17 protein-coding genes are annotated in these 19,059 nt (G+C 66.4%); 10 read left to right on the forward strand and 7 right to left on the reverse strand.

Annotation, left to right across the window (positions count from 1 at the left end):
- Nucleotides 1–285: 285 nt before the first annotated feature.
- The 6 genes from carD to NA5_RS24570 all read left to right on the forward strand — a co-directional run bounded on the left by carD (nucleotide 286) and on the right by NA5_RS24570 (nucleotide 4,842).
- The gene (gene carD / locus NA5_RS24545) at nucleotides 286–774 is read left to right on the forward strand and encodes an RNA polymerase-binding transcription factor CarD (protein WP_040686206.1); all 489 of its coding nucleotides are present in this window, start codon (nucleotides 286–288) and stop codon (nucleotides 772–774) included.
- Nucleotides 775–776: 2 nt separating this feature from the next.
- Nucleotides 777–1,481 carry a 2-C-methyl-D-erythritol 4-phosphate cytidylyltransferase gene (gene ispD, locus NA5_RS24550; protein WP_062990016.1) on the forward strand — a complete coding sequence of 235 codons (705 nt, stop codon included), beginning with the start codon at nucleotides 777–779 and terminating at the stop codon, nucleotides 1,479–1,481.
- 38 nt (nucleotides 1,482–1,519) lie between these two features.
- The gene (gene ispF / locus NA5_RS24555) at nucleotides 1,520–1,987 is read left to right on the forward strand and encodes a 2-C-methyl-D-erythritol 2,4-cyclodiphosphate synthase (RefSeq protein WP_062990256.1); all 468 of its coding nucleotides are present in this window, start codon (nucleotides 1,520–1,522) and stop codon (nucleotides 1,985–1,987) included.
- A 64-nt stretch (nucleotides 1,988–2,051) separates the two neighbouring features.
- On the forward strand, nucleotides 2,052–3,479 hold the full coding sequence (gene cysS / locus NA5_RS24560) for a cysteine--tRNA ligase (protein WP_062990018.1): 1,428 nt from the start codon (nucleotides 2,052–2,054) through the stop codon (nucleotides 3,477–3,479).
- A complete protein-coding gene (gene rlmB, locus NA5_RS24565; RefSeq protein ID WP_062990020.1) occupies nucleotides 3,479–4,447 on the forward strand; it encodes a 23S rRNA (guanosine(2251)-2'-O)-methyltransferase RlmB in 969 nt (322 codons plus the stop codon). Before cysS ends, rlmB begins: the two co-directional genes overlap by 1 nt.
- A 116-nt stretch (nucleotides 4,448–4,563) precedes the next feature.
- Nucleotides 4,564–4,842: a DUF4190 domain-containing protein gene (locus NA5_RS24570; RefSeq protein WP_062990029.1), complete on the forward strand. Its 279-nt coding sequence runs from the start codon at nucleotides 4,564–4,566 to the stop codon at nucleotides 4,840–4,842.
- A gap of 9 nt (nucleotides 4,843–4,851) precedes the next feature.
- On the opposite strand, the gene NA5_RS24575 is transcribed toward NA5_RS24570, so the two are convergent.
- Nucleotides 4,852–5,661, reverse strand: coding sequence for an enoyl-CoA hydratase/isomerase family protein (locus NA5_RS24575; RefSeq protein WP_062990031.1), 810 nt, complete (start codon nucleotides 5,659–5,661; stop codon nucleotides 4,852–4,854).
- Nucleotides 5,662–6,074: 413 nt separating this feature from the next.
- Nucleotides 6,075–7,247 carry an acyl-CoA dehydrogenase family protein gene (locus tag NA5_RS24580; protein WP_062990033.1) on the reverse strand — a complete coding sequence of 391 codons (1,173 nt, stop codon included), beginning with the start codon at nucleotides 7,245–7,247 and terminating at the stop codon, nucleotides 6,075–6,077.
- A gap of 227 nt (nucleotides 7,248–7,474) precedes the next feature.
- Here NA5_RS24580 and NA5_RS24585 point away from each other — a divergent pair, with 227 nt between their 5' ends.
- Nucleotides 7,475–7,996, forward strand: coding sequence for a hypothetical protein (locus NA5_RS24585; RefSeq protein WP_062990035.1), 522 nt, complete (start codon nucleotides 7,475–7,477; stop codon nucleotides 7,994–7,996).
- Between the two features lie 71 nt (nucleotides 7,997–8,067).
- On the opposite strand, the gene NA5_RS24590 is transcribed toward NA5_RS24585, so the two are convergent.
- The 5 genes from NA5_RS24590 to kstR form a co-directional block, all read right to left on the reverse strand.
- A complete protein-coding gene (locus NA5_RS24590; RefSeq protein ID WP_371856456.1) occupies nucleotides 8,068–8,904 on the reverse strand; it encodes a metal ABC transporter permease in 837 nt (278 codons plus the stop codon).
- Nucleotides 8,905–8,933: 29 nt separating this feature from the next.
- On the reverse strand, nucleotides 8,934–9,854 hold the full coding sequence (locus tag NA5_RS24595) for a metal ABC transporter ATP-binding protein (RefSeq protein ID WP_084484390.1): 921 nt from the start codon (nucleotides 9,852–9,854) through the stop codon (nucleotides 8,934–8,936).
- A gap of 10 nt (nucleotides 9,855–9,864) precedes the next feature.
- Nucleotides 9,865–10,746, reverse strand: a complete 882-nt coding sequence (locus NA5_RS24600; RefSeq protein WP_062990039.1) for a metal ABC transporter solute-binding protein, Zn/Mn family — start codon at nucleotides 10,744–10,746, stop codon at nucleotides 9,865–9,867.
- A gap of 188 nt (nucleotides 10,747–10,934) precedes the next feature.
- Complete coding sequence (gene otsB / locus NA5_RS24605; protein ID WP_062990041.1) at nucleotides 10,935–13,505, reverse strand: trehalose-phosphatase; 2,571 nt, start codon at nucleotides 13,503–13,505, stop codon at nucleotides 10,935–10,937.
- Nucleotides 13,506–13,789: 284 nt separating this feature from the next.
- Nucleotides 13,790–14,455, reverse strand: coding sequence for a cholesterol catabolism transcriptional regulator KstR (kstR, locus tag NA5_RS24610; protein WP_062990043.1), 666 nt, complete (start codon nucleotides 14,453–14,455; stop codon nucleotides 13,790–13,792).
- 165 nt (nucleotides 14,456–14,620) lie between these two features.
- On the opposite strand from kstR, the gene NA5_RS24615 reads away from it, so the two are divergent.
- From NA5_RS24615 to NA5_RS24625, 3 genes are read left to right on the forward strand one after another with little or no spacing between them, the layout of a single operon-like run.
- Nucleotides 14,621–16,795, forward strand: a complete 2,175-nt coding sequence (locus tag NA5_RS24615; protein ID WP_245672376.1) for an acyl-CoA dehydrogenase family protein — start codon at nucleotides 14,621–14,623, stop codon at nucleotides 16,793–16,795.
- Nucleotides 16,796–16,820: 25 nt separating this feature from the next.
- Entirely contained in the window at nucleotides 16,821–17,885 is a 1,065-nt protein-coding gene (locus NA5_RS24620; RefSeq protein WP_062990046.1) for an acyl-CoA dehydrogenase family protein, read from the forward strand.
- Nucleotides 17,870–19,030, forward strand: a complete 1,161-nt coding sequence (locus NA5_RS24625; RefSeq protein WP_062990047.1) for an acyl-CoA dehydrogenase family protein — start codon at nucleotides 17,870–17,872, stop codon at nucleotides 19,028–19,030. Before NA5_RS24620 ends, NA5_RS24625 begins: the two co-directional genes overlap by 16 nt.
- The last annotated feature ends 29 nt before the right edge of the window (nucleotides 19,031–19,059 follow it).

The raw sequence follows: 19,059 nt of genomic DNA on the forward strand, positions 1-19,059 counted from the left end.
TGGTGGGTCCCCAGGGCTGGATGGTTCGGACACCCCGTTGCTCGGCATCCGTTGGGTAACGGTTTTCCGAGAAGGCGGCGCGGTTGCGGACACGCTGCTGGGCTCGCGGACCGTCCGGTGTGCTATTCGCGCCGGTCGATAACCTGTTCTGGCACAACGCAATGCACACCGCGCCGGTTCTGTCAACCCCCGGGGTTGCCTCGTTGTGGCCCTGACCTGCACAGTTGATCGCGCCGTTACCGAGTCGCATGTTAAACTGTGAACATCGAAAGGGGCACGGGACACATGATTTTTAAGGTCGGAGACACCGTCGTTTACCCCCACCACGGAGCGGCGCTGATCGAAGCAATCGAGACTCGCACCATCAAGGGTGTGCAGAAAGAGTATCTGGTCCTGAAGGTCGCCCAAGGTGACCTGACTGTTCGCGTTCCCGCAGAGAACGCCGAATATGTCGGCGTGCGCGACGTCGTCGGCCAGGAGGGTCTCGACCGAGTCTTCCAGGTGCTGCGTGCGCCGCACACCGAAGAACCGACTAACTGGTCTCGCCGCTACAAGGCCAACCTGGAGAAGCTCGCCTCCGGCGATGTGAACAAGGTGGCCGAGGTCGTTCGCGACCTGTGGCGTCGGGAGCAGGACCGCGGTCTGTCTGCGGGTGAGAAGCGGATGCTGGCCAAGGCCCGTCAGATTCTCGTCGGTGAGCTCGCGCTCGCCGAGGGGACCGATGACGGCAAGGCGGAGACGCTCCTCGATGAGGTTCTCGCCGCGGCTTCCTGACCGTGAACGTTTCTAACAGCGACGGATCCGTCGTTGCGTTGGTGCCTGCCGCCGGTCGCGGCGTTCGTCTGGGTGAATCGACACCCAAGGCGTTCGTCACGGTCGGCGGCACACCTATGGTCCGGCTGGCCGTCGACGGCCTGATCGCCTCCGGGGCGGTCGACCGGATCATCGTGATGGTCCCCACTGAACTCGTCGAGAGCGCCGTTGCCCTGCTGCCGCCCTCGGAGTCGGTGCGCGTGGTCATCGGCGGCGCCGAGCGCACCGATTCGGTGCGCTGCGGTATCGCCGCCGCTCCCGATGCCGCCCACTTCCTCGTGCACGACGCCGCCCGCGCATTGACCCCGCCCGAGCTGATCGCCCGGGTCGTCGCGGAACTGCGCGCGGGTGCCGAGGCCGTCGTGCCCGCATTGCCGGTGGTCGACACCATCAAATCCGTCGACGCGCGTGGCGAGGTCACCGGCACGCCCGACCGCGCCGGTCTGCGCGCCATCCAGACTCCACAGGGTTTCGCCGCCGACCTGCTGCGCGCGGCCTATGCCGACGAGCGGCTGCAGGCCACCGACGACGCCGGTCTGGTCGAACTGCTCGGCACCCGGGTGCGCACCATCGCGGGCGACCCCATGGCTTTCAAGATCACCACCCGGCTCGATCTGGTGCTGGCGAACGCCGTGCTCGAGGGCGCGCGGACGGCGGGGCTGGCATGAGTGAGCGCAGCGAGCGAACGTTCAACACAGCCATGAGCATGCGCGTCGGCATCGGCAGCGATGTTCATCCCATCGAGGCGGGTAGGCCGTGCTGGATGGCGGGGCTGCTCTTCGACGGCGACGACGGCTGCGCCGGACATTCCGACGGCGATGTCGCCGCGCACGCGCTGTGCGATGCGCTGCTGTCCGCGGCCGGACTCGGCGATGTCGGTGCGGTCTTCGGTACCGGACGGCCGGAATGGGCCGGTGTCTCCGGTGCGGCCATGCTCAAAGAAGTGCGAAGGCTGCTCGACGAAGCGGACTTCGAAATTGTCAACGCGGCGGTCCAGGTGATCGGCAATCGGCCGAAGATCGGGCCGCGTCGCGCCGAGGCCCAAGAGGTACTCGGCGAACTGCTCGGCGCCCCGGTTTCGGTGTCGGGCACCACCACCGACGGCCTCGGGTTGACCGGCCGCGGTGAGGGCATTGCGGCAGTGGCTACCGCCCTGCTACAAGAGTGTCGCTGATCCAGCTTCCGCCGACCTGAGCCGCTCCATGAACGGCCTTATCTACCAGCTAGGATCGACTTCCGTGACTCTGCGCCTTTTTGACACCGACACGCGGACCATGCGCGATTTCGCGCCATTGGTCCCCGGCCGTGCGTCGGTGTACCTCTGTGGCGCCACCGTGCAGGGGGAACCGCATATCGGTCACGTGCGCAGCGGAGTCGCATTCGACGTACTACGGCGCTGGCTGCTCGCCCACGACTACGACGTGTGGTTCATCCGCAATGTCACCGATATCGAGGACAAGATACTGACCAAGGCCGCCGAAGCGGGTCGGCCCTGGTGGGAGTGGGCGTCGACCTACGAGCGCGCCTTCGACATGGCCTATCAAACCCTCGGCGTACTGCCGCCTTCGGTGGAGCCGCGCGCGACCGGCCACATCACCCAGATGATCGATCTGATGCAGCGGCTGATCGAACGCGGGCACGCCTATGCCTCCGCGGGCAACGTCTACTTCGACGTGGTCAGCTATCCGGAATACGGCAGCCTGTCCGGGCACAAACTCGATGACGTGCACCAGGGCGAGAGCGCGGGTGAGGGCAAGCGCGATCCGCGCGACTTCACGCTGTGGAAGGCGGCCAAACCCGGCGAGCCGACCTGGCCTTCGCCGTGGGGTCCCGGTCGCCCCGGCTGGCATCTGGAATGCTCCGCCATGGCCGAGTTCTACCTCGGCTCCGAATTCGATATCCATTGCGGCGGAATGGATTTGGTGTTCCCGCACCATGAGAACGAGATTGCCCAGTCCAAGGCGGCCGGTGCCGGTTTCGCGCAGTACTGGCTGCACAACGGCTGGGTGACGATGGGCGGGGAGAAGATGTCCAAGTCGCTCGGCAATGTGCTCTCGGTGCCGAATGTGCTGAAAAAGGTTCGGGCCGTTGAACTTCGGTTCTATCTGGGCAGCGCGCACTACCGCTCGATGCTGGAGTACTCGGATAAGGCGCTCTACGATGCCGCCGCCTCGTATCAGCGGATCGAGGCGTTCGTGCACCGGGTGGCCGAGCGGGCCGGTGAGATCGCGGTCGGCAAATGGACCGATGCGTTCGCCGAGGCGCTCGACGACGATCTGGCGATTCCGCGGGCCCTGGCCGAGGTGCATCGCGTTGTACACGAGGGCAATAAGGCGCTGGAATCGGGTGCGATCGATGAGGCGGTCGAGTTGGCCGGGCAGGTCCGGGCCATGCTGAATATCCTCGGCGTCTGCCCGTTCGACCCGCAGTGGTACACCCCACAGGACAATTCGGTCGCGTTGGATGCCCTGGACGTCCTGGTGCGTGCCGAACTCGACCGCCGCCAGCAGGCGCGCGCCGCGAAGGACTGGGCCAGCGCGGATGCGGCGCGGGACCGGTTGCAGGCGGCGGGAATCGAAGTGACCGATACCCCGCAGGGTCCGGAATGGTCGTTGGGCGCGGCACAGCATTCGCCGGGCGCGGTACAGCGTGGAAAGGCGAACTGATGGCAGGTAATTCGCAGCGTCGCGGCGCGATTCGTAAGGGTGGCACCAAGAAGGGTGCGGTCGTCGGCTCCGGTGGGCAGCGTCGGCGCGGTCTGGAGCCGCGCGGTGCGACCCCGCCCGCCGAGGCACGCACCAAACATCCGGCCGCCAAGCGCGCGGCCGCCAAGTCGAAGGCCGCGGCGCAAGGCAGGCCCGGTCCGCGCGGTGGGGCCGGACGCAAGAGCGACGACGGTCCGGAGATGGTGCTCGGCCGCAATCCGGTCGTCGAATGTCTGCGGGCCGGTGTGCCCGCGACCGCGCTGTATGTCGCGGTGGGCACCGAGAACGACGACCGGCTCACCGAAAGTGTGAAAATCGCCGCGGATGCGGGCATTTCGATTCTCGAGGTGCCGCGCACCGAATTGGATCGGTTGAGTGCCAACGGACTACATCAGGGTGTTGCGCTGCAGGTGCCGCCGTATCGGTATGCCCATCCGGATGATCTGGTCGCGCTGGTCCATGATTCGGCCGAACCCGCCCTGCTGGTCGCGCTGGACAATATTTCCGATCCGCGCAATCTCGGTGCGGTGATCCGTTCGGTGGCCGCCTTCGGTGGCCAGGGTGTGCTGATTCCGCAGCGGCGCAGCGCGAGCGTTACCGCGGTGGCCTGGCGGACCAGTGCCGGTGCCGCGGCCCGGCTTCCGGTCGCGCGCGCGACGAATCTCACTCGTACGCTGAAGGATTGGGCGTCGCAGGGATTCCAGATCGTCGGTCTCGACGCGGGTGGTGACACCACCATCGACGATTTCGACGGCCGCATCCCCACCGTGGTCGTGGTCGGCTCGGAGGGGAAGGGCCTGTCTCGGTTGGTTCGCGAGACGTGTGATTCGATCCTGGGCATCCCGATGGCGGGGCCGGTGGAATCGTTGAACGCTTCCGTCGCGGCGGGTGTCGTACTCTCCGAGATCGCGCGCCAGCGTCGAGTCTGAGTACCGCGGCTGGTCGCCTGTTCGAACCGCAACGGGCGGACGGGGAATCAGCCATCGGGCAAATCGGCCGCCGGGGTTGAACCGCAAATCGACTCCGGCCCCGTAGAATTCGACTCGTGGTCATCCCGAATCAGGCTCCCCAGGAGACGATCGAGCATCCGCATGCGACGGCGGTGCTCGCGCTCGGCGCGGCGAGTCTGTTCTGCTGCGGTGCGCTGGGACCGGTGGCCTGGGCGCTCGGAAGACGCGCGCTCGACCAGATCGAGGAATCCCACGGTGGTTACAGCGGCCGCGCGCAGGTGCTGGTCGGCTATGTCCTCGGTGTCATCGGCACGATCCTCATGGTCTGCATGGCGATCGTGTTCCTGCTCATCCTGATCGGCGGCCGCGCGTAAACGAGCGGGTCAGTCCAGGCTGGGCGGTTGCTTGTCACCCTTGCTGTCCCATGCGGGCCATTCCTCGCTGATGCTGCCGGTCCAGTTGGGCTGGCGGCGATCCCGGAAGGCCGCCATCGCCTCACCGCCGTCGATGCTCTTGCTGACGTGCGCGTTCAGATCGGTCTCCAGTTGTCCGACCATGGCCGGGCTCATGCCGAGGCTCTCCCATAGCAGCCGCTTCGACAGTGCCACCGGCAGCGGCGCCGCCCCGTTCGCGATGTCATGGGCGATGGCGAGTGCCGTCGGCAGCACCTCGCCCCCGGGCAGGCAGCCATTGGCCAGCCCCATCGCCTTGGCCTCGTCGCCGTCGAAGGTGCGACCGGTCAGCATGATGTCGGCGGCATTGGCCATGCCGACCAACCGTGGCAGCGTCCAGTGCGCGTAGCCGTCGGCTAGTACACCTCGACGCACCTGATTGAGTCCGTACACCGCGTCGCGTGCCATGTACCGCAGATCGCATTGCAGGGCCAGTGCGAGTCCGATGCCGACCGCGTGTCCGTTCACCGCCGCGATCACCGGCTTGCGCACCCGCCACGGCGCCGGTTCGATGGTCGCGCTGACCTCGCCGACCCGGTTGGACAGATCCGCGCCCGCGCAGAACGCGGGCGCCGTGCCGGTGATGACGACCGCGCGAATCGCATCCTCGACATCGCAACGCTGGAGCGCCGCACTCAATTCGGCGGCCATGGCCGGGGTGACGGCATTTTGCTGTGCGGGTCTATTGAGGGTGAGGACGGCGATGCCCGCGGAGACATCGACGAGCAGTTCCGAACTCATGCCAGGCATGTTAGTCGACCCGCCCGGCTGCGTGCCCGGCCTGACAAAGGCCGTACAAGCACTGATCACCCCGTACGGAGCGAGTCTTACGAGCGAGGAGTTCGCGGCCCGTTTCGCGTCCGCGCGAAGGCGCGGCCATTGACACAGCCGAGTCGTCGAAGCGCATGCGCCGCAGGCGCGAGTCTCGACTATCTGGCACCGGTGCACCGGGTGCCGAACGCCTCCGCCATCCCCGACCACCACGGAGCGAGTCTTACGAGCGAGGAGTTCGCGGCCCGTCTCGCGTCGCGCGAAGGCGCGGCCATTGACACAGCCGAGTCGTCGAAGCGCATGCGACGAAGTCGCGAGTCTCGACGGCTCGGACGCGAGACACCAGGGGGCCGCGAACACGCGGCGCCGTAGGCGCCGCAAATTCAACACCGCAACACATGGCGGCCGATGGCGTACTTGTGCACCTCGGTCGGACCGTCGTAGAGGCGGAAGGCGCGCATGTCGCGGAAGATCATTTCGACGACCGTCTCATCGCTGATGCCGATGCCGCCGAGCACCTGTACGCAGCGGTCGGCGACCTTGAACAGCTCCTCGGAGACGTATGCCTTGGCGATCGAGCTCTCGTGCCTGGCCTTCTCGCCCTGGTCCATCAGCCAGCAGGCGTGCCAGATGGTGAGGCGGCACTGGTGCAGTGCGATCTCGTTGTCGGCCAACATGAACGAAACGCCCTCGTGGTCGCCGATCGGCTTGCCGAAGGCGGTGCGGGTCCTGGCGTATTCGACGGCGATGGATTGTGCGCGTTCGGCCGCGCCGAGCCAGCGCATGCAGTGGGTGAGCCGGGCCGGGGCCAGGCGCAGTTGGGCGTAGCGCAGCGCCTGACCGGTCTCGCCGAGCAGCGCTGTCTTCGGCAGCACCAGATTCTCGAAGCGCACCACGCCGTGGCCGCCGACGTAGTTGCGGTCCATGGTGTTCATGGTGCGTTCGATGATGATGCCGGGCTGGTCGCCCTCGGTCAGGAACAGCGTCGGACCGTCGGGGACATGCGGGTTCGGTGCGACGCGCGCCATGATGATCCAGGTCTTCGCGCCGTCCGCGCCGGTGATGAGCCATTTGCGGCCGTTGATGGTGAAGTTCTCGCCGTCGAAGATGGCCTCGGTGGCCAGCTGGTTCGGATCCGAACCCGCGCCGTCCGGTTCGGTCATGGCGAAGACGGTGCGGCGGTGTCCGGCGACCGCGGGCGCGAGGTGGCGCTCGACCTGCTCCGGGTTGGCGATTTTGGAGAGCAGGAACATATTGCCCTCATCGGGTGCGGCGCAGTTCATGGCGACCGGGCCGAGGGTGGACCAGCCCGCCGCCTCGTAGATCACCGCCTGCTCGATATGGGTGAGGCCGCGCCCGCCGAGAGATTCCGGGGCCTGCACGGTGAGCAGTTTTTCCGCGCGGGCCAGTTCGACGAGTTCCTGGCGCAGTTCGTCGCTGGGCCCGTGCGAGGTGAGTCGCGGATCGCGCTCGAAGGGGACGATCTTGTCGATGACGAACTGGCGGACCCGGTCGCGTTCGGCGGCGAGTTCGGCGGGAATCGTGAAGTCGATCATTGATCACCATTCGTTCGATGGGGCGCGTGGGTCGAGCATACGAAACCGGGGGTGCACGACTGAAGGCGACTGCCGTCAAATGCGTTCTCTAGCTGGCCAGAGCCTTGCTGACCTGCGCTGATGTTCGATATCAGCGCGGGCCGGTCAGGTGTCAGTGCGCTATCAGCGTGGCGAGAGATCGTTCGGTCATTCGAGGAGCCGACTCGACCCGATGAGGAGAAACCCCCATGATGACCATCGCCGCCGTCGCCCAGCTGCTGATCGCCTTCGCCTTCGTCAGCATCCCGCTGGTGCGCCACCGCTATGGGGCCGCCGCGAAGGCCGCCGCCGATGCCGAGCTCACTCGTCAGGGTGTGCGCCACGGCGTACTCGAGGAGAACGGTCTGCGGTTCGACGCCGGTGGCCACGAGACCTGGGCACCGGTCGGGATCGCACTGGTGATGACCGGAATCGCCGCGCTGAATCTGGCGGGCAACGACTGGGGACGGACGCTGACCTTGGTCTGCCAGGTGCTGGTGCTGCTCGGCAATGTCGCGATCGTGTACAGCAACCTGACCGCGGCCAAGAGCGTCCGGGCCGCCTTCGCCCACAAGGGTGACCCGGAACTGGCCCGCATCGACGTCCAGAGCTTCCTCGACGCGGCCGGTGCCGCCTTCCCCCGCTGGGTGCTCCCGCACCTGCAGAACCTGCGCCACGTCATCGTCTTCGGCGGTTCGATAGTGGTCCTGATCGCCCTGTTCACGGTCTGATCACCGCCCACCGGCCAGGTGCTCGCTCCCGCGCCCGGAATCTGCACAGGCGCGCGATCGCCTGTGCGGGGTCAGCGGGCTCGGGCGGCCTGGCGGCGGCGCGGGCCGACGACTCGGCAGACCAGGTAGATGAGGAAGGAGATGGTGGTGACGAAGGTGGAGACCGGGACGCCGGGTGCGAGTGACAGCAGGATGCCGCCCACCGCGGCCGTCTCCGCGAACAGCACCGCGAACACCGTGGCGCGCACCGGATTCGCGGTCAACTGCGCCGCCGCGGCAGCAGGGGTGATGAGCAGCGCGAGCACCAGCAGCGCGCCCACGATCTGCACACCGAAGGCCGCGGTAATGCCGAGCATGACCGCGAACACCACCGAAAGCGCCCGCACCGGAACCCCGCGTGCGAGGGCGACCTCGGGATCCGAACTCGCGAAAAGCAGCGGCCGGTACACCACCGCAAGTACGGCCAGCACTAAAACAGTGCAGGTCAGCAGCAGTGCCAGCCCGTTGTAGCCGACGCTGACCACCTGACCGGTCAGCAGCGAGAATTTCGATCCGGCGCGTTCGGGACCGAGCCACAGGAACAGCACCGACAGCCCGAGCCCGAACGACAGCACCACCGCGATCACCGAATCGCGTTCTCTGGCTTTGGTTCCGAGCAGACCGAACAGCACCGCCGCCACCACCGAGCCGACGATCGCACCCAGCCCGACCCCGATTCCGGCGAGCAGCGCGGCGGCCGCACCGGTCAGCGAGAGCTCGCTGGTGCCGTGCACCGCGAACGACATCTGCCTGCTGATGATCAATGGCCCGATCACACCCGCCAGCAGTCCGAGCAGCGCGGCCGCGAATACCGCCTGCTGAACGAAGGAGTAGGAAAGCAGGTCTGCGGTGGTGCTGAAGTCGAACATCTTCGTGACGACATCGGACAGCTTGTCGATCACGAACGAACCCCGCTCGATTCGGGCAGCTCATCGGAGAGCGTTGCGCCGTGGCAGTGTTGGGCCCCGGCCGCGCCGAGTGCGTCCATGGTGTCGCCGGTGCCGACGACGACCAGCCGCCCGCGCACCCGCAGCACATCGACCTCGGTCTGGTACAGCTCCGAGAGCACCGCCGAGGTCATCACCTCGTCGGGCGTACCGATCCGGAATTTCCCGTCGACCAGATACAGCACCCGATCCACCAGCGGCAGAATGGGATTGATCTCGTGCGTCACGAAAAGCACTGCGGTGCCATGTGTTCGCCTGCGTCGATCGATCAGCTCGGAAACCAACCGCTGATTTGCCAGATCGAGGCTCAGCAGCGGTTCATCGCAGAGCAGCACCTTGGGATCGCCGACCAACGCCTGCGCGACTCGCAGCCGCTGCTGCTCACCGCCGGACATGGATTCCAGTGGCGCGTAAGCGAATTTCTCCGCGCCGACATCGGCAATGGCCGCGCGGACCTTGCGCTTGCGCTCGGCGCGACGGCGCACTCCGAGGCCCCAGCGGTGCCCGTCCACACCGAGTCCGACCAGATCGACCCCGCGCAGCTGCACACCCGCATCGATCGTCTTCTGTTGCGGCACATAGCCGATATCGGAATTGCCAGCGCGTGCGGGTCCGCCCGCGACATCGGCGGTGCCGGAGCTGAGCGCCAGCTGACCGAGCAGCACCTTCAGCAGCGAGGTCTTACCCGACCCGTTCGGCCCGAGAACCGCGACGAATTCACCGGGTGCGATCTCGAGATCCAACCCCTGCCACAGCGTGCGTTCGCCGAATGCCAAGCGGGCGGAATCGAGCTTGACGGCGGCGGAGCGGGTAGCAGACTGCCGCTCCACCTTCTCGGTGTCTTCGGTGGTCAGCGCTGCTCCCATAGTCATGCGATTTCGATCAGCCCAGCGCCGCGGCCAGTGCCTGGGCGTTCTTGGTCTGCCACTGAATGTAATCCACACCGTCGGGCAGCGTTTCGGTCACCTCGACAATGGGTAGACCGTTCGACTGCGCGAGCGCCCGCAAATCCTTGGTGATCTTGTCCTCGGTCTGGATGTTGTAGACCAGCGCGCGGACCTTCTTACCGGTCAGCAGATCCTGGGTGGCGGCGACGGCGGCGGGGGCGGGATCGGTCTCCTGCTCGATCGCCTCCTGGAATTCGTGCGGGGTCAGATCCTGGGTTCCGGCGGCGACCAGCAGATAGTGCGCCAGCGGTTCCGTCTGCAGCACCGGCGTCTTGGGGTGCTCACCCGCGATCTTGGTTGCGATGGCGGTGATCGCGGCCAGCTGGCTCTTGAACGCGGCGGCTCGGTCGGTGTAGGCAGTGGCGTGGGCGGAGTCGATCTCGCCGAGACTGCTCGCGATCCGGTCGGCGACCGTGCTCACCGTGCTCATGTCATAGAAGACGTGCTCGTTCTCGTCGCTCTTATCGCTGCGGGATTCGAATGCGTCGACGGTGCGCTTGTCCTTGCCCTGGATCGCCTTCTCGATGAACTCGTCGTAGCCACCGCCATTGAAGACGACCAGATCGGCGTCGCTGATCCTTGCCGATTCCGTCGCCGAGGTTTCGTGCGAATGCGGGTCGGCGGCGGGGTCGGTGATGAGCGAGGTCACCGAGGCGTCCGGGCCCGCGATGGTTGCCGCGATATTGCCCCAGACGTTGGTGGAGGCGACGACGTTCGGCTTATCCGAAGCCTTCGAGCTACCGCATGCGGTGAGGGCCGCAGCGGTGGCCACCCCCACGGCGATACCGGCGAATTTTATGGCAATTCGTGTGCTCACGCGGGGGTTACTCCTGGCAGTGCGGCAGATCTGAGCGTGCTCTAGATCATAATGGAAATCGTTACCATTTGAACTGTAGCAGCAGGCCCTGCTCGGCACGAGTCGATGTTTGCCGGATCACTTCGGCCGCGGATACGGACCGGGCCCGCGAACCGATCGGTTCGCGGGCCCGGTGCGCGGTGGTCGGCTCAGACGAACGCTTCCACCGGCTTGCCCAACAGCTGTGCACAGCGCAGCAGGCCGAGATGGCTGTAGGCCTGTGGATGATTGCCGAGCGAGCGTTCGGCGACCGGGTCGTACTCCTCGCTGAGCAGACCGGTCGGTCCGGCGACATCGACCAGCTGCGCGAACAGCGCCTCGGCATCCGAGCGCTTACCGATCAGCAGATACGCCTCGACCAACCAGGCCGCGCAGAGGTGGAAGCCGCCCTCGCCGCCGGGCAGGCCGTCGTCGTGGTGGTACCGGTACACCGTCGAACCGCTGCGCAGCTCCGCCTCGGTGGCGACAACCGTCGCCGCGAAACGCGGATCCGACGGTTCGATCAGTCCGCTGAGGCCGATGTGCAGGGTGGCCGCGTCCAGATCGGTGCCGTCGTAGGCGGCGGTGTAGGACTGCACGTCATCGTTCCAGCCCTTGGACTTCACCTCGTCGGCGATGGTCTCGCGCAAGGTGACCCAGACCGGATCGATCTGACGCTGGAACCGCTGCGCGAGCGTGATCGCCCGGTCCACGGTCAGCCAGCCCATCACCTTCGAGTACACATGATGGCGCGGATTGCCGCGGATCTCCCAGATGCCGTGGTCGGGTTCCTGCCAGCGACGCTGCACCGCGGAGACCATGGCGTGCACCAGTTCCCAGTCGGCGTCGGGCAGTGCCTTGGCCGGATCGGTCAGTCCCTTCGCCTCACGGCCGTGCGCCAGCGTTGCGATGAGATCGACAATCGGACCGAAAACGTCCAGCTGCACTTGCATATTCGCGGCGTTGCCGACGCGTACCGGACGCGAACCCGCATAGCCGGGCAGCTGATCGATCGAGGCCTCCGGCGGCAGGGTTTCGCCGTAGAGCGTGTACAGCGGGTGCAGGCGCTCCGGGCCGGGCAGCGTCTCCAGCACCCGGTGCACCCAGCCGAGGAATTCCTCGGCCTCGGTCAGCGAGCCGAGCGAAACCAATGCCTGCGAGGTTAGCGCGGCATCACGCAGCCAGCAGTAGCGGTAGTCCCAGTTGCGTACGCCGCCGATATCTTCCGGCAGCGAGGTGGTGGCCGCGGCCAGGATGGAACCCGACGGCGCGTGCACCAGCCCGCGCAGTGTGAGCGCCGAACGCTTCATCAGATCCGGCTTAAGCGGCGGCAGTTGCAGTTTGGCCGCCCACTTCGACCAGTAGTCCTCGGCATCCCTGCGTCGCTCCGGCTCGCTGACCATTGCGGGCGCGAGATCCTGAGTGCCGCAGCGCATTTCCAGTACGATGGGGCCGCGGGACGGATCGACGACAGCGCGCGCGGAGCTGTGCATGCCGTCGGACTGGATCTGCCAGTGCACGCCGGGCGAGCGCAGCACCATCGGGTCATTGGTGCCGACCACACGCAGGCCGTTCGATTCGATTTCGATGCTGACCGGCACCTGGCCGAATTCCGGTCGGGGCGCGAAGGTTACGACGGCCTTCGCATCGCCGGTGATCACCCGGGTCAGGTCGGTGCGGGTCGGTGCCACATCGTGCGGCAGATAGTCCACCACTTGCAGACTGGCCCAGCGGGTTTCGACGGTCATGGTGCCGTCGATATAGCGCTGCGAGAGCGGCAGCCCGGGACGTTCCGGTTCGATGGTGAAATGTCCGGCCTGCGGTCCGCCGAGCAGATGGGCGAAGACCGCGGCCGAATCCGGTTCGGGATGGCAGAACCAGGTGACGGTCGCATCGGGTGTGAGCAGCGCCACCGAGCGCGGACTGGCCAGCATGCTCAGCCGCTCGATGCGCGGCGCGCTCGCACCCGCCAGCCAGGTGCGCCGCTCCTCGAGCAGGTAGGCCAGCGCCCAGGACACCGCCTCGGTGCTGTCCACCCGGAATTTGGCCAGGCTCTCGCCCTCGCCGACCTTGATGCCGACATCCGGTCCGGACAGCATCCGGAAGGCCTTCTCATCGGTGACGTCGTCGCCGAAGAACACCGCGGCCGACGCGCCCTCCTGATGCCGGACGGTATCCAGCGCGACGCCCTTATCGGTCTGGATCACCGCCAGTTCGATCACCGATTTGCCCTCGGTCACCTGCACGCCGACCCAGCAGGCCGGGCCTTGGCGCACCGCTTTCAGCGCGCGTAGCCCGATTTCCGGACTCGCATTGCGCACATGCAATGCGACGCTGGCCGGTTTCAGCTCGACGCTGGCGCCGGGATTTTCCGCGGCGATCTGCGTCAGACTGGTCTGTACTTCGACCAGCAGTTGTTTGGCGTCATTGTCGATGGCGTGCACGAAACCCACATCGAATTCCGAACCATGACTACCGATAAGTTGCACCTCGACCGGAAGTCGCGACAATGCCGCGAGATCTCGCAGTGCACGGCCGGAGATCACGGCGGCGGTCGTTCCGGTGAGACCGGCCAGCGCTCGTAGCGCGCTTACCGATTCCCGATGCGGAAAGGCCTTCGCCGGGTCGGACACGATGGGTGCGATCGTCCCGTCGTAGTCCGATGCGACCAAAAGCCGTGGCACGCGCGCGACCGTCGACAGTGCACGGCGAAGTTCGAGTGGCAGATCCTGTGCGCTCACGCATCCAACCTAGTGATCGGAGGAGTTTTTTCAGGGGCACGCGTGACAATACTGTGTTGAATTTGCCGCACCGAAGCGCGCCGCGTGGCGTGCGCATGATTGCGCACGCGTCTAGCCGCCCCGTATTGGATCTGCCCAGCTGACGCGTTTTTACACAACCACCAGCGTGTGCAGGCTCACGTCGGCGGATCCGATTGATGCTGCGCGACAGGCCCGGTCGATTTGCCGGGCATGAGCTGATCGGTCCCAGCTACTGACCTTTCCGAGCGACCTGCCCGCAATAGCTAACGGCTACCGCCATTGTCGCCGAGCAATAGATCCACGGTCAGTTCCAGTCGCTCGGTCACATCGGTGGCCGAGGCGCGTCTGGTCAGCCAGGCGACCAGATTCGACAACCAGACATCGCTTATCACCCGCGCGATCGCCAACTGGCGTTCGGTGGGCTCGCCGTCGTTCATGGCCCTGGCGAATACCCGGTCCATCACCTTGCCGACACGGTCGACCTCCGCGGCGGCCGAGGCGTCGGCGAACATGAATGCGCGCGTCATCGCCTCGGTGAGCAATGGGTCGCGCTGCATCATCCGGGTGATCTGGGTCAGCAGCAGATGCATGCGCTCGTTCGGCGTCTGACCGGCAAGTGGTTTGCGTTTGCCCTCGATCTGCTCGAATTCCCGCGACAGCGCGGAAACGAGCAGATGCACCTTGGACGGGAAATACCGGTAGAGCGTGCCGACCGCGACATCTGCGCGTTCGGCAACCGCGCGCATCTGGACGGCGTCGTAACCGCCTTTGGAGGCCAGTGCGAGCGTCGCGTCCAGAATTCGCTTACGCCGTTCCCGCTGCGCGGCCGAGCTGAGCTCGTCCTCGCTCAGCGTCGTGACCGTCGCGGTAGCCGATGCTCGCCCGGCCGCATTCGAATCGGCTGGCTGCGATCGGGAGGGACTGGCCATTGATGAGAGTCCTTTCCTGCATTCCGGCAACGGGCATCGGTCGTCTCTTGACTTCCGCCCAGCTAGGATATTAGAACATGTTCTAGGTGTGGGAGTCACGCCGGAAAGGCGGTACGGACTGTGACCATCGCCACCACTGACGAGCATAAAGCCGTTCAGGAGTCGATGCGCGGATGGGCTGGATCGGTACGTCCGATTGCAACAATGCGGGACGAGCCGACGGACTTCTGGCGCGCATATTGGCCGGGGCTGGCCGACTTCGGAATTTTCCGGGTCGCCATTGCCGAAGCGGCAGGTGGCCACGGTGGATCCGTCGCCGACCTCGCGGTATTGGTCGAACAGGCGGCGCACGATCTGGTCGGTGGGCCGGTGCTGTCCACCGCATTGGCGAATCTGGTCACCGCGGGCGCGCTCGCCGAGGATATGCCGTGCGGGGTCGCGCTCGACTTCGTTGTCGGGGAGATAGTGAGCGTACCGGCCGCATCCGATGAGTTGTTGCTCACGGGTGTCTGGGAATCGGTACTCGGCGCCGCGACGGGTACCTCGGTGCTGTTGCCGGTGATGACTCCGGATGGGTTGCGCTGGTGCGTGATCGGGCCCGATGCCGACGGCCTGCGGGTCGAGGCGCTGACGCCCGCTGACTCGAGTACGCCACTGGCGCGTGTGCATTGCGCCGAGGTGCATGTGCCCGCGGACCGGGTGTTCGTCTCGCCGCATGCGGTGGAAGATCTTCTCGCGGTACTCGTTTCGGCCGAACTCGCCGGTGTGGCGGGCTGGTGTCTGGAGACAGCGGTCGAATACGCCAAGGTGCGTGAGCAATTCGGTCGCAAGATCGGCTCTTTCCAAGCGCTGAAACACATTTGCGCGTGGATGCTGTGCCGGGCCGAGCTGATCCGCTCCGTCGCGGCCGATGCCGCGGCCGCCGTCGACGAGGGCGGTGCGGAACTGCCCATCGCGGCCGCCATCGCCGCCGCGATATCGCTGGACGCCGCGGTGGAGACCGCCAAGGACTGCATCCAGGTGCTCGGTGGTATCGGTTTCACCTGGGAGCACGACGCGCACTTCTATCTGCGCCGGGCCACCGCACTGCGGCAGCTGCTCGGAGGATCGGCGCGCTGGCGGGCTCGGGTTACCGAACTGACCCGGGCGGGGCAGCGTCGAACCACTGGCGCGGACCGGGTGTTCGCCTCTGCGGCGCAAGCGGTGTCCCCGGAGGAGGCGGCGAAACGTAACCACGGAGGGGATCGCGAATCGGACACAGCCGGTGTCGAGCTCACCGGCGGCAATGCGAACGAGCTGGCCGCCGAGGTGGCCGCGATCGCCGCGCTGCCGGTCGATCAGCGCCGCGATGCGCTGGTCGACGCGGGGCTCGCCATGCCGCACTGGCCCGCACCATACGGGCGCGGCGCGAATCCCATGACGGGCCTGGTCATTTCGGAGGAACTGCGACGCGCGGGCTTGGAGTCGCCGGATCTGGCGATCGGCGGCTGGGCCATTCCGACCCTGCTGCAGCACGGCACACAGGAGCAGATCGACCGCTTCGCGTGGCCGACGCTGCGCGGCGAGGTGGTCTGGTGTCAGCTGTTCAGCGAGCCGGAGGCCGGTTCGGATCTGGCCGCGCTGCGCACCACCGCCAAGAAGGTGGACGGCGGCTGGGTGCTGCGCGGGCAGAAGGTGTGGACATCGCTGGGTGATCGGGCGAACTGGGCGATCTGCCTGGCCCGCACCGATCCGGACGCGCCGAAGCATCGCGGTATCAGCTACTTCCTCGTCGATATGCGCAGCGCCGGACTCGAGGTGCGGCCGCTGGTGCAGATCACCGGGGAGGCGCGTTTCAGCGAGGTCTTCCTCGACGATGTGTTCGTACCCGACGACTGTCTGGTCGGCGCGCTGAACAACGGCTGGAAGATCGCCCGCTCGACACTGTCGACCGAACGAGTCGCCATGGGCGGCAATGGGATCGGGCCGGTGCTGGAGGAGCTCATCGCCAAACTGCCCGCCAGCGGGCCGGGTGCCGAGCTATTGAACGATCGGCTCGGCGGCTTCGTCGCCGATGCGATCGCTGGATTATTGCTGGAACAGCGTGCCGCGGTTCGGATGCTGGCGGGCGGTGATCCGGGAGCGCAGAGCAGTGTGCGCAAGCTCGTCGGTGTCCGGCACCGCCAGGCAGTGGCCGAATTCGCGGTGGAGACGGCAGGTCCAACCGGTGCGCAGGACTCGGAAGTGGTAAAGGAGTTCCTGCTTACGCGCTGTTTGTCGATTGCTGGTGGAACCGAGCAGATTCTGTTGACCGTGGCCGGTGAGCGAATTCTCGGACTGCCTCGCGATACCGACAGCTAGTCGACCGAATAACTGGGAGTAAAGCGTGGACTTCACCCGGGACGAGGGCCAGGACGCAGTGGCCGAGGTCGTCGTGAGTTTGCTGGAACGTGAACCGGCACGTGATATCGAGCTGTGGCCGAGTCTGATCGAGACCGGACTGCTCTCGCTCGCGCTGCCGGAACGGTTCGGCGGTGACGGCATGGGCCTGCCGGAGGTCTCGGTCCTCTTGACCGAACTTGCTGCCGAAGCGGTGGCGGCACCCGCACTGCCGACACTCGGCTTCGGCCTGCTGCCGCTGCTTGCCGCCTTGCCGGACAGTGTCGCCGAGCGGGTCTATCCAGAGGTCGCCAAGGGCGCGGTGCTCACCGCTGCCCTCAGCGAGCGTGCGAACCCGTTCGTGGTCAAACCGGAGACCACAGCGGTTTCCGATGGCGACACCGTGCGCATCACCGGTCACAAGGTGGCGGTGCCGTATGCGGAGCAGGCGCGTTGGCTATTGATTCCGACGAATTCCGGTATCGCACTGGTGGATTCGGATGCGGCCGCGCTCACCTTGACGCCGTCACCGGTTTCCGGCGGGATTCCGGAATGTTCGGTGCGCCTGGACCAGGTCGAGATTCCGGCCCAGCAACTGCTGCCCGGCGACATCGCCGACCTGCACCGGCTGGCCGTCGCATCGATCGGCGCGACCGCGGACGGACTGCTCAAAGGTGTGCTCGTGCTCACCGCCGAGCACCTGCGGACCCGTCGTCAGTTCAATCGGCCGCTCGCCGAATTCCAGGCGGTCGCGCAGCAGATCGCCGATGTGTATGTCGTCTCGCGAACCCTGCACGCCGCCGCCGTTTCGGCGAACTGGGCACTGGCACAGTCCGATTCGACGCCGCAGCATCAGGAGCGCATCGATGACGACCTCGATGTGCTCGCCTACACCGTGGCCTCGGAACTGCCCGCCGCCATGCAGAAATGCCATCACCTGCACGGTGGCCTCGGGGTCGATGTGACCCATCCGATGCACCGCTACTACTCACAGGCCAAGGACATCGCCCGCTGGCTCGGCGGCGAATCGTTGCGTCTCGATCGATTGGGGGCCAGATGTTCATCGACCTGACCGCGGAGCAGCGCAAGCTGCGCGATGAATTGCGTGCGTACTTCGCCGATCTCGTTACTCCCGAGGAGGAGGCCGAGATGGCGGTCAACCGCCACGGCGATGCCTACCGCGCGGTGGTGCGCCGAATGGGTGCGGATGGTTGGCTCGGGGTCGGTTGGCCGAAGGAGTTCGGCGGCCAGGGTTTCGGGCCGATGGAGCAGCAGATCTTCTTCAACGAGGCGGTGCGCGCGGACGTTCCGCTGCCGCTGGTCACCTTGCTGACGGTCGGACCAACGCTGCAGAGCTTCGGCACCGACGAGCAGAAGGCGAAGTTCCTGCCCGGAATCCTTTCCGGCGATATCCATTTCGCGATCGGTTACTCCGAACCGGAGGCGGGCACCGACCTCGCTTCGCTGCGCACGAGTGCGGTGCGCGACGAATCCGGCGACTGGATCGTCAACGGGCAGAAGATCTTCACCACCGGTGCGCATGAGGCCGACTATGTCTGGCTGGCCTGCCGCACCGGCTCGGTCGAATCGCGGCACCGTGGCATCACGATCCTGATCGTGGACACCAAGGATCCGGGCTACTCCTGGACCCCGATCATCACCTGCGACGGCGCGCACCACACCAACGCGACGTACTTCGACAATGTCCGGGTGCCCGCGAACATGCTGGTGGGCGAGGAGAACAAGGGCTGGCGACTGATCACCACCCAGCTCAACCACGAGCGGGTGAGCCTCGGCCCGTCCGGCAAGATCGAACAGCTCTACGACCGGGCGCGCGAATGGGCGCAGTCGCGCGGTGTGCTCGCCGAGGCCGATGTGCGCCGCTCGCTCGGTCGCATCCACGCCATGGTTCGGCTCAACGAACTATTGAATTGGCAGGTCGCGGCGACCGTCGACGGTGACCAGGCCACGGTTATCGCCGATGCCTCGGCCACCAAGGTGTACTCGACCGAATCGCTGCAGGAGGCGGGCCGGTTGGCCGAGGAGATCGTCGGACACTACGGCGATCCGGCCGATCCGGACACCGCGGAACTGCTGACCTGGCTGGACCGCAGAACCAAACAGAATCTGGTGGTGACCTTCGGCGGCGGTGTCAATGAGGTGATGCGCGAACTGGTCGCCTCCTCCGGGCTGAAACTGCCTCGGGTACCTCGATGAATCCGCGCGCCATTGCGCGGTACGCCACG

It is taken from the genome of Nocardia anaemiae NBRC 100462, from assembly GCF_001612725.1.
Lineage (GTDB): Bacteria > Actinomycetota > Actinomycetes > Mycobacteriales > Mycobacteriaceae > Nocardia > Nocardia anaemiae.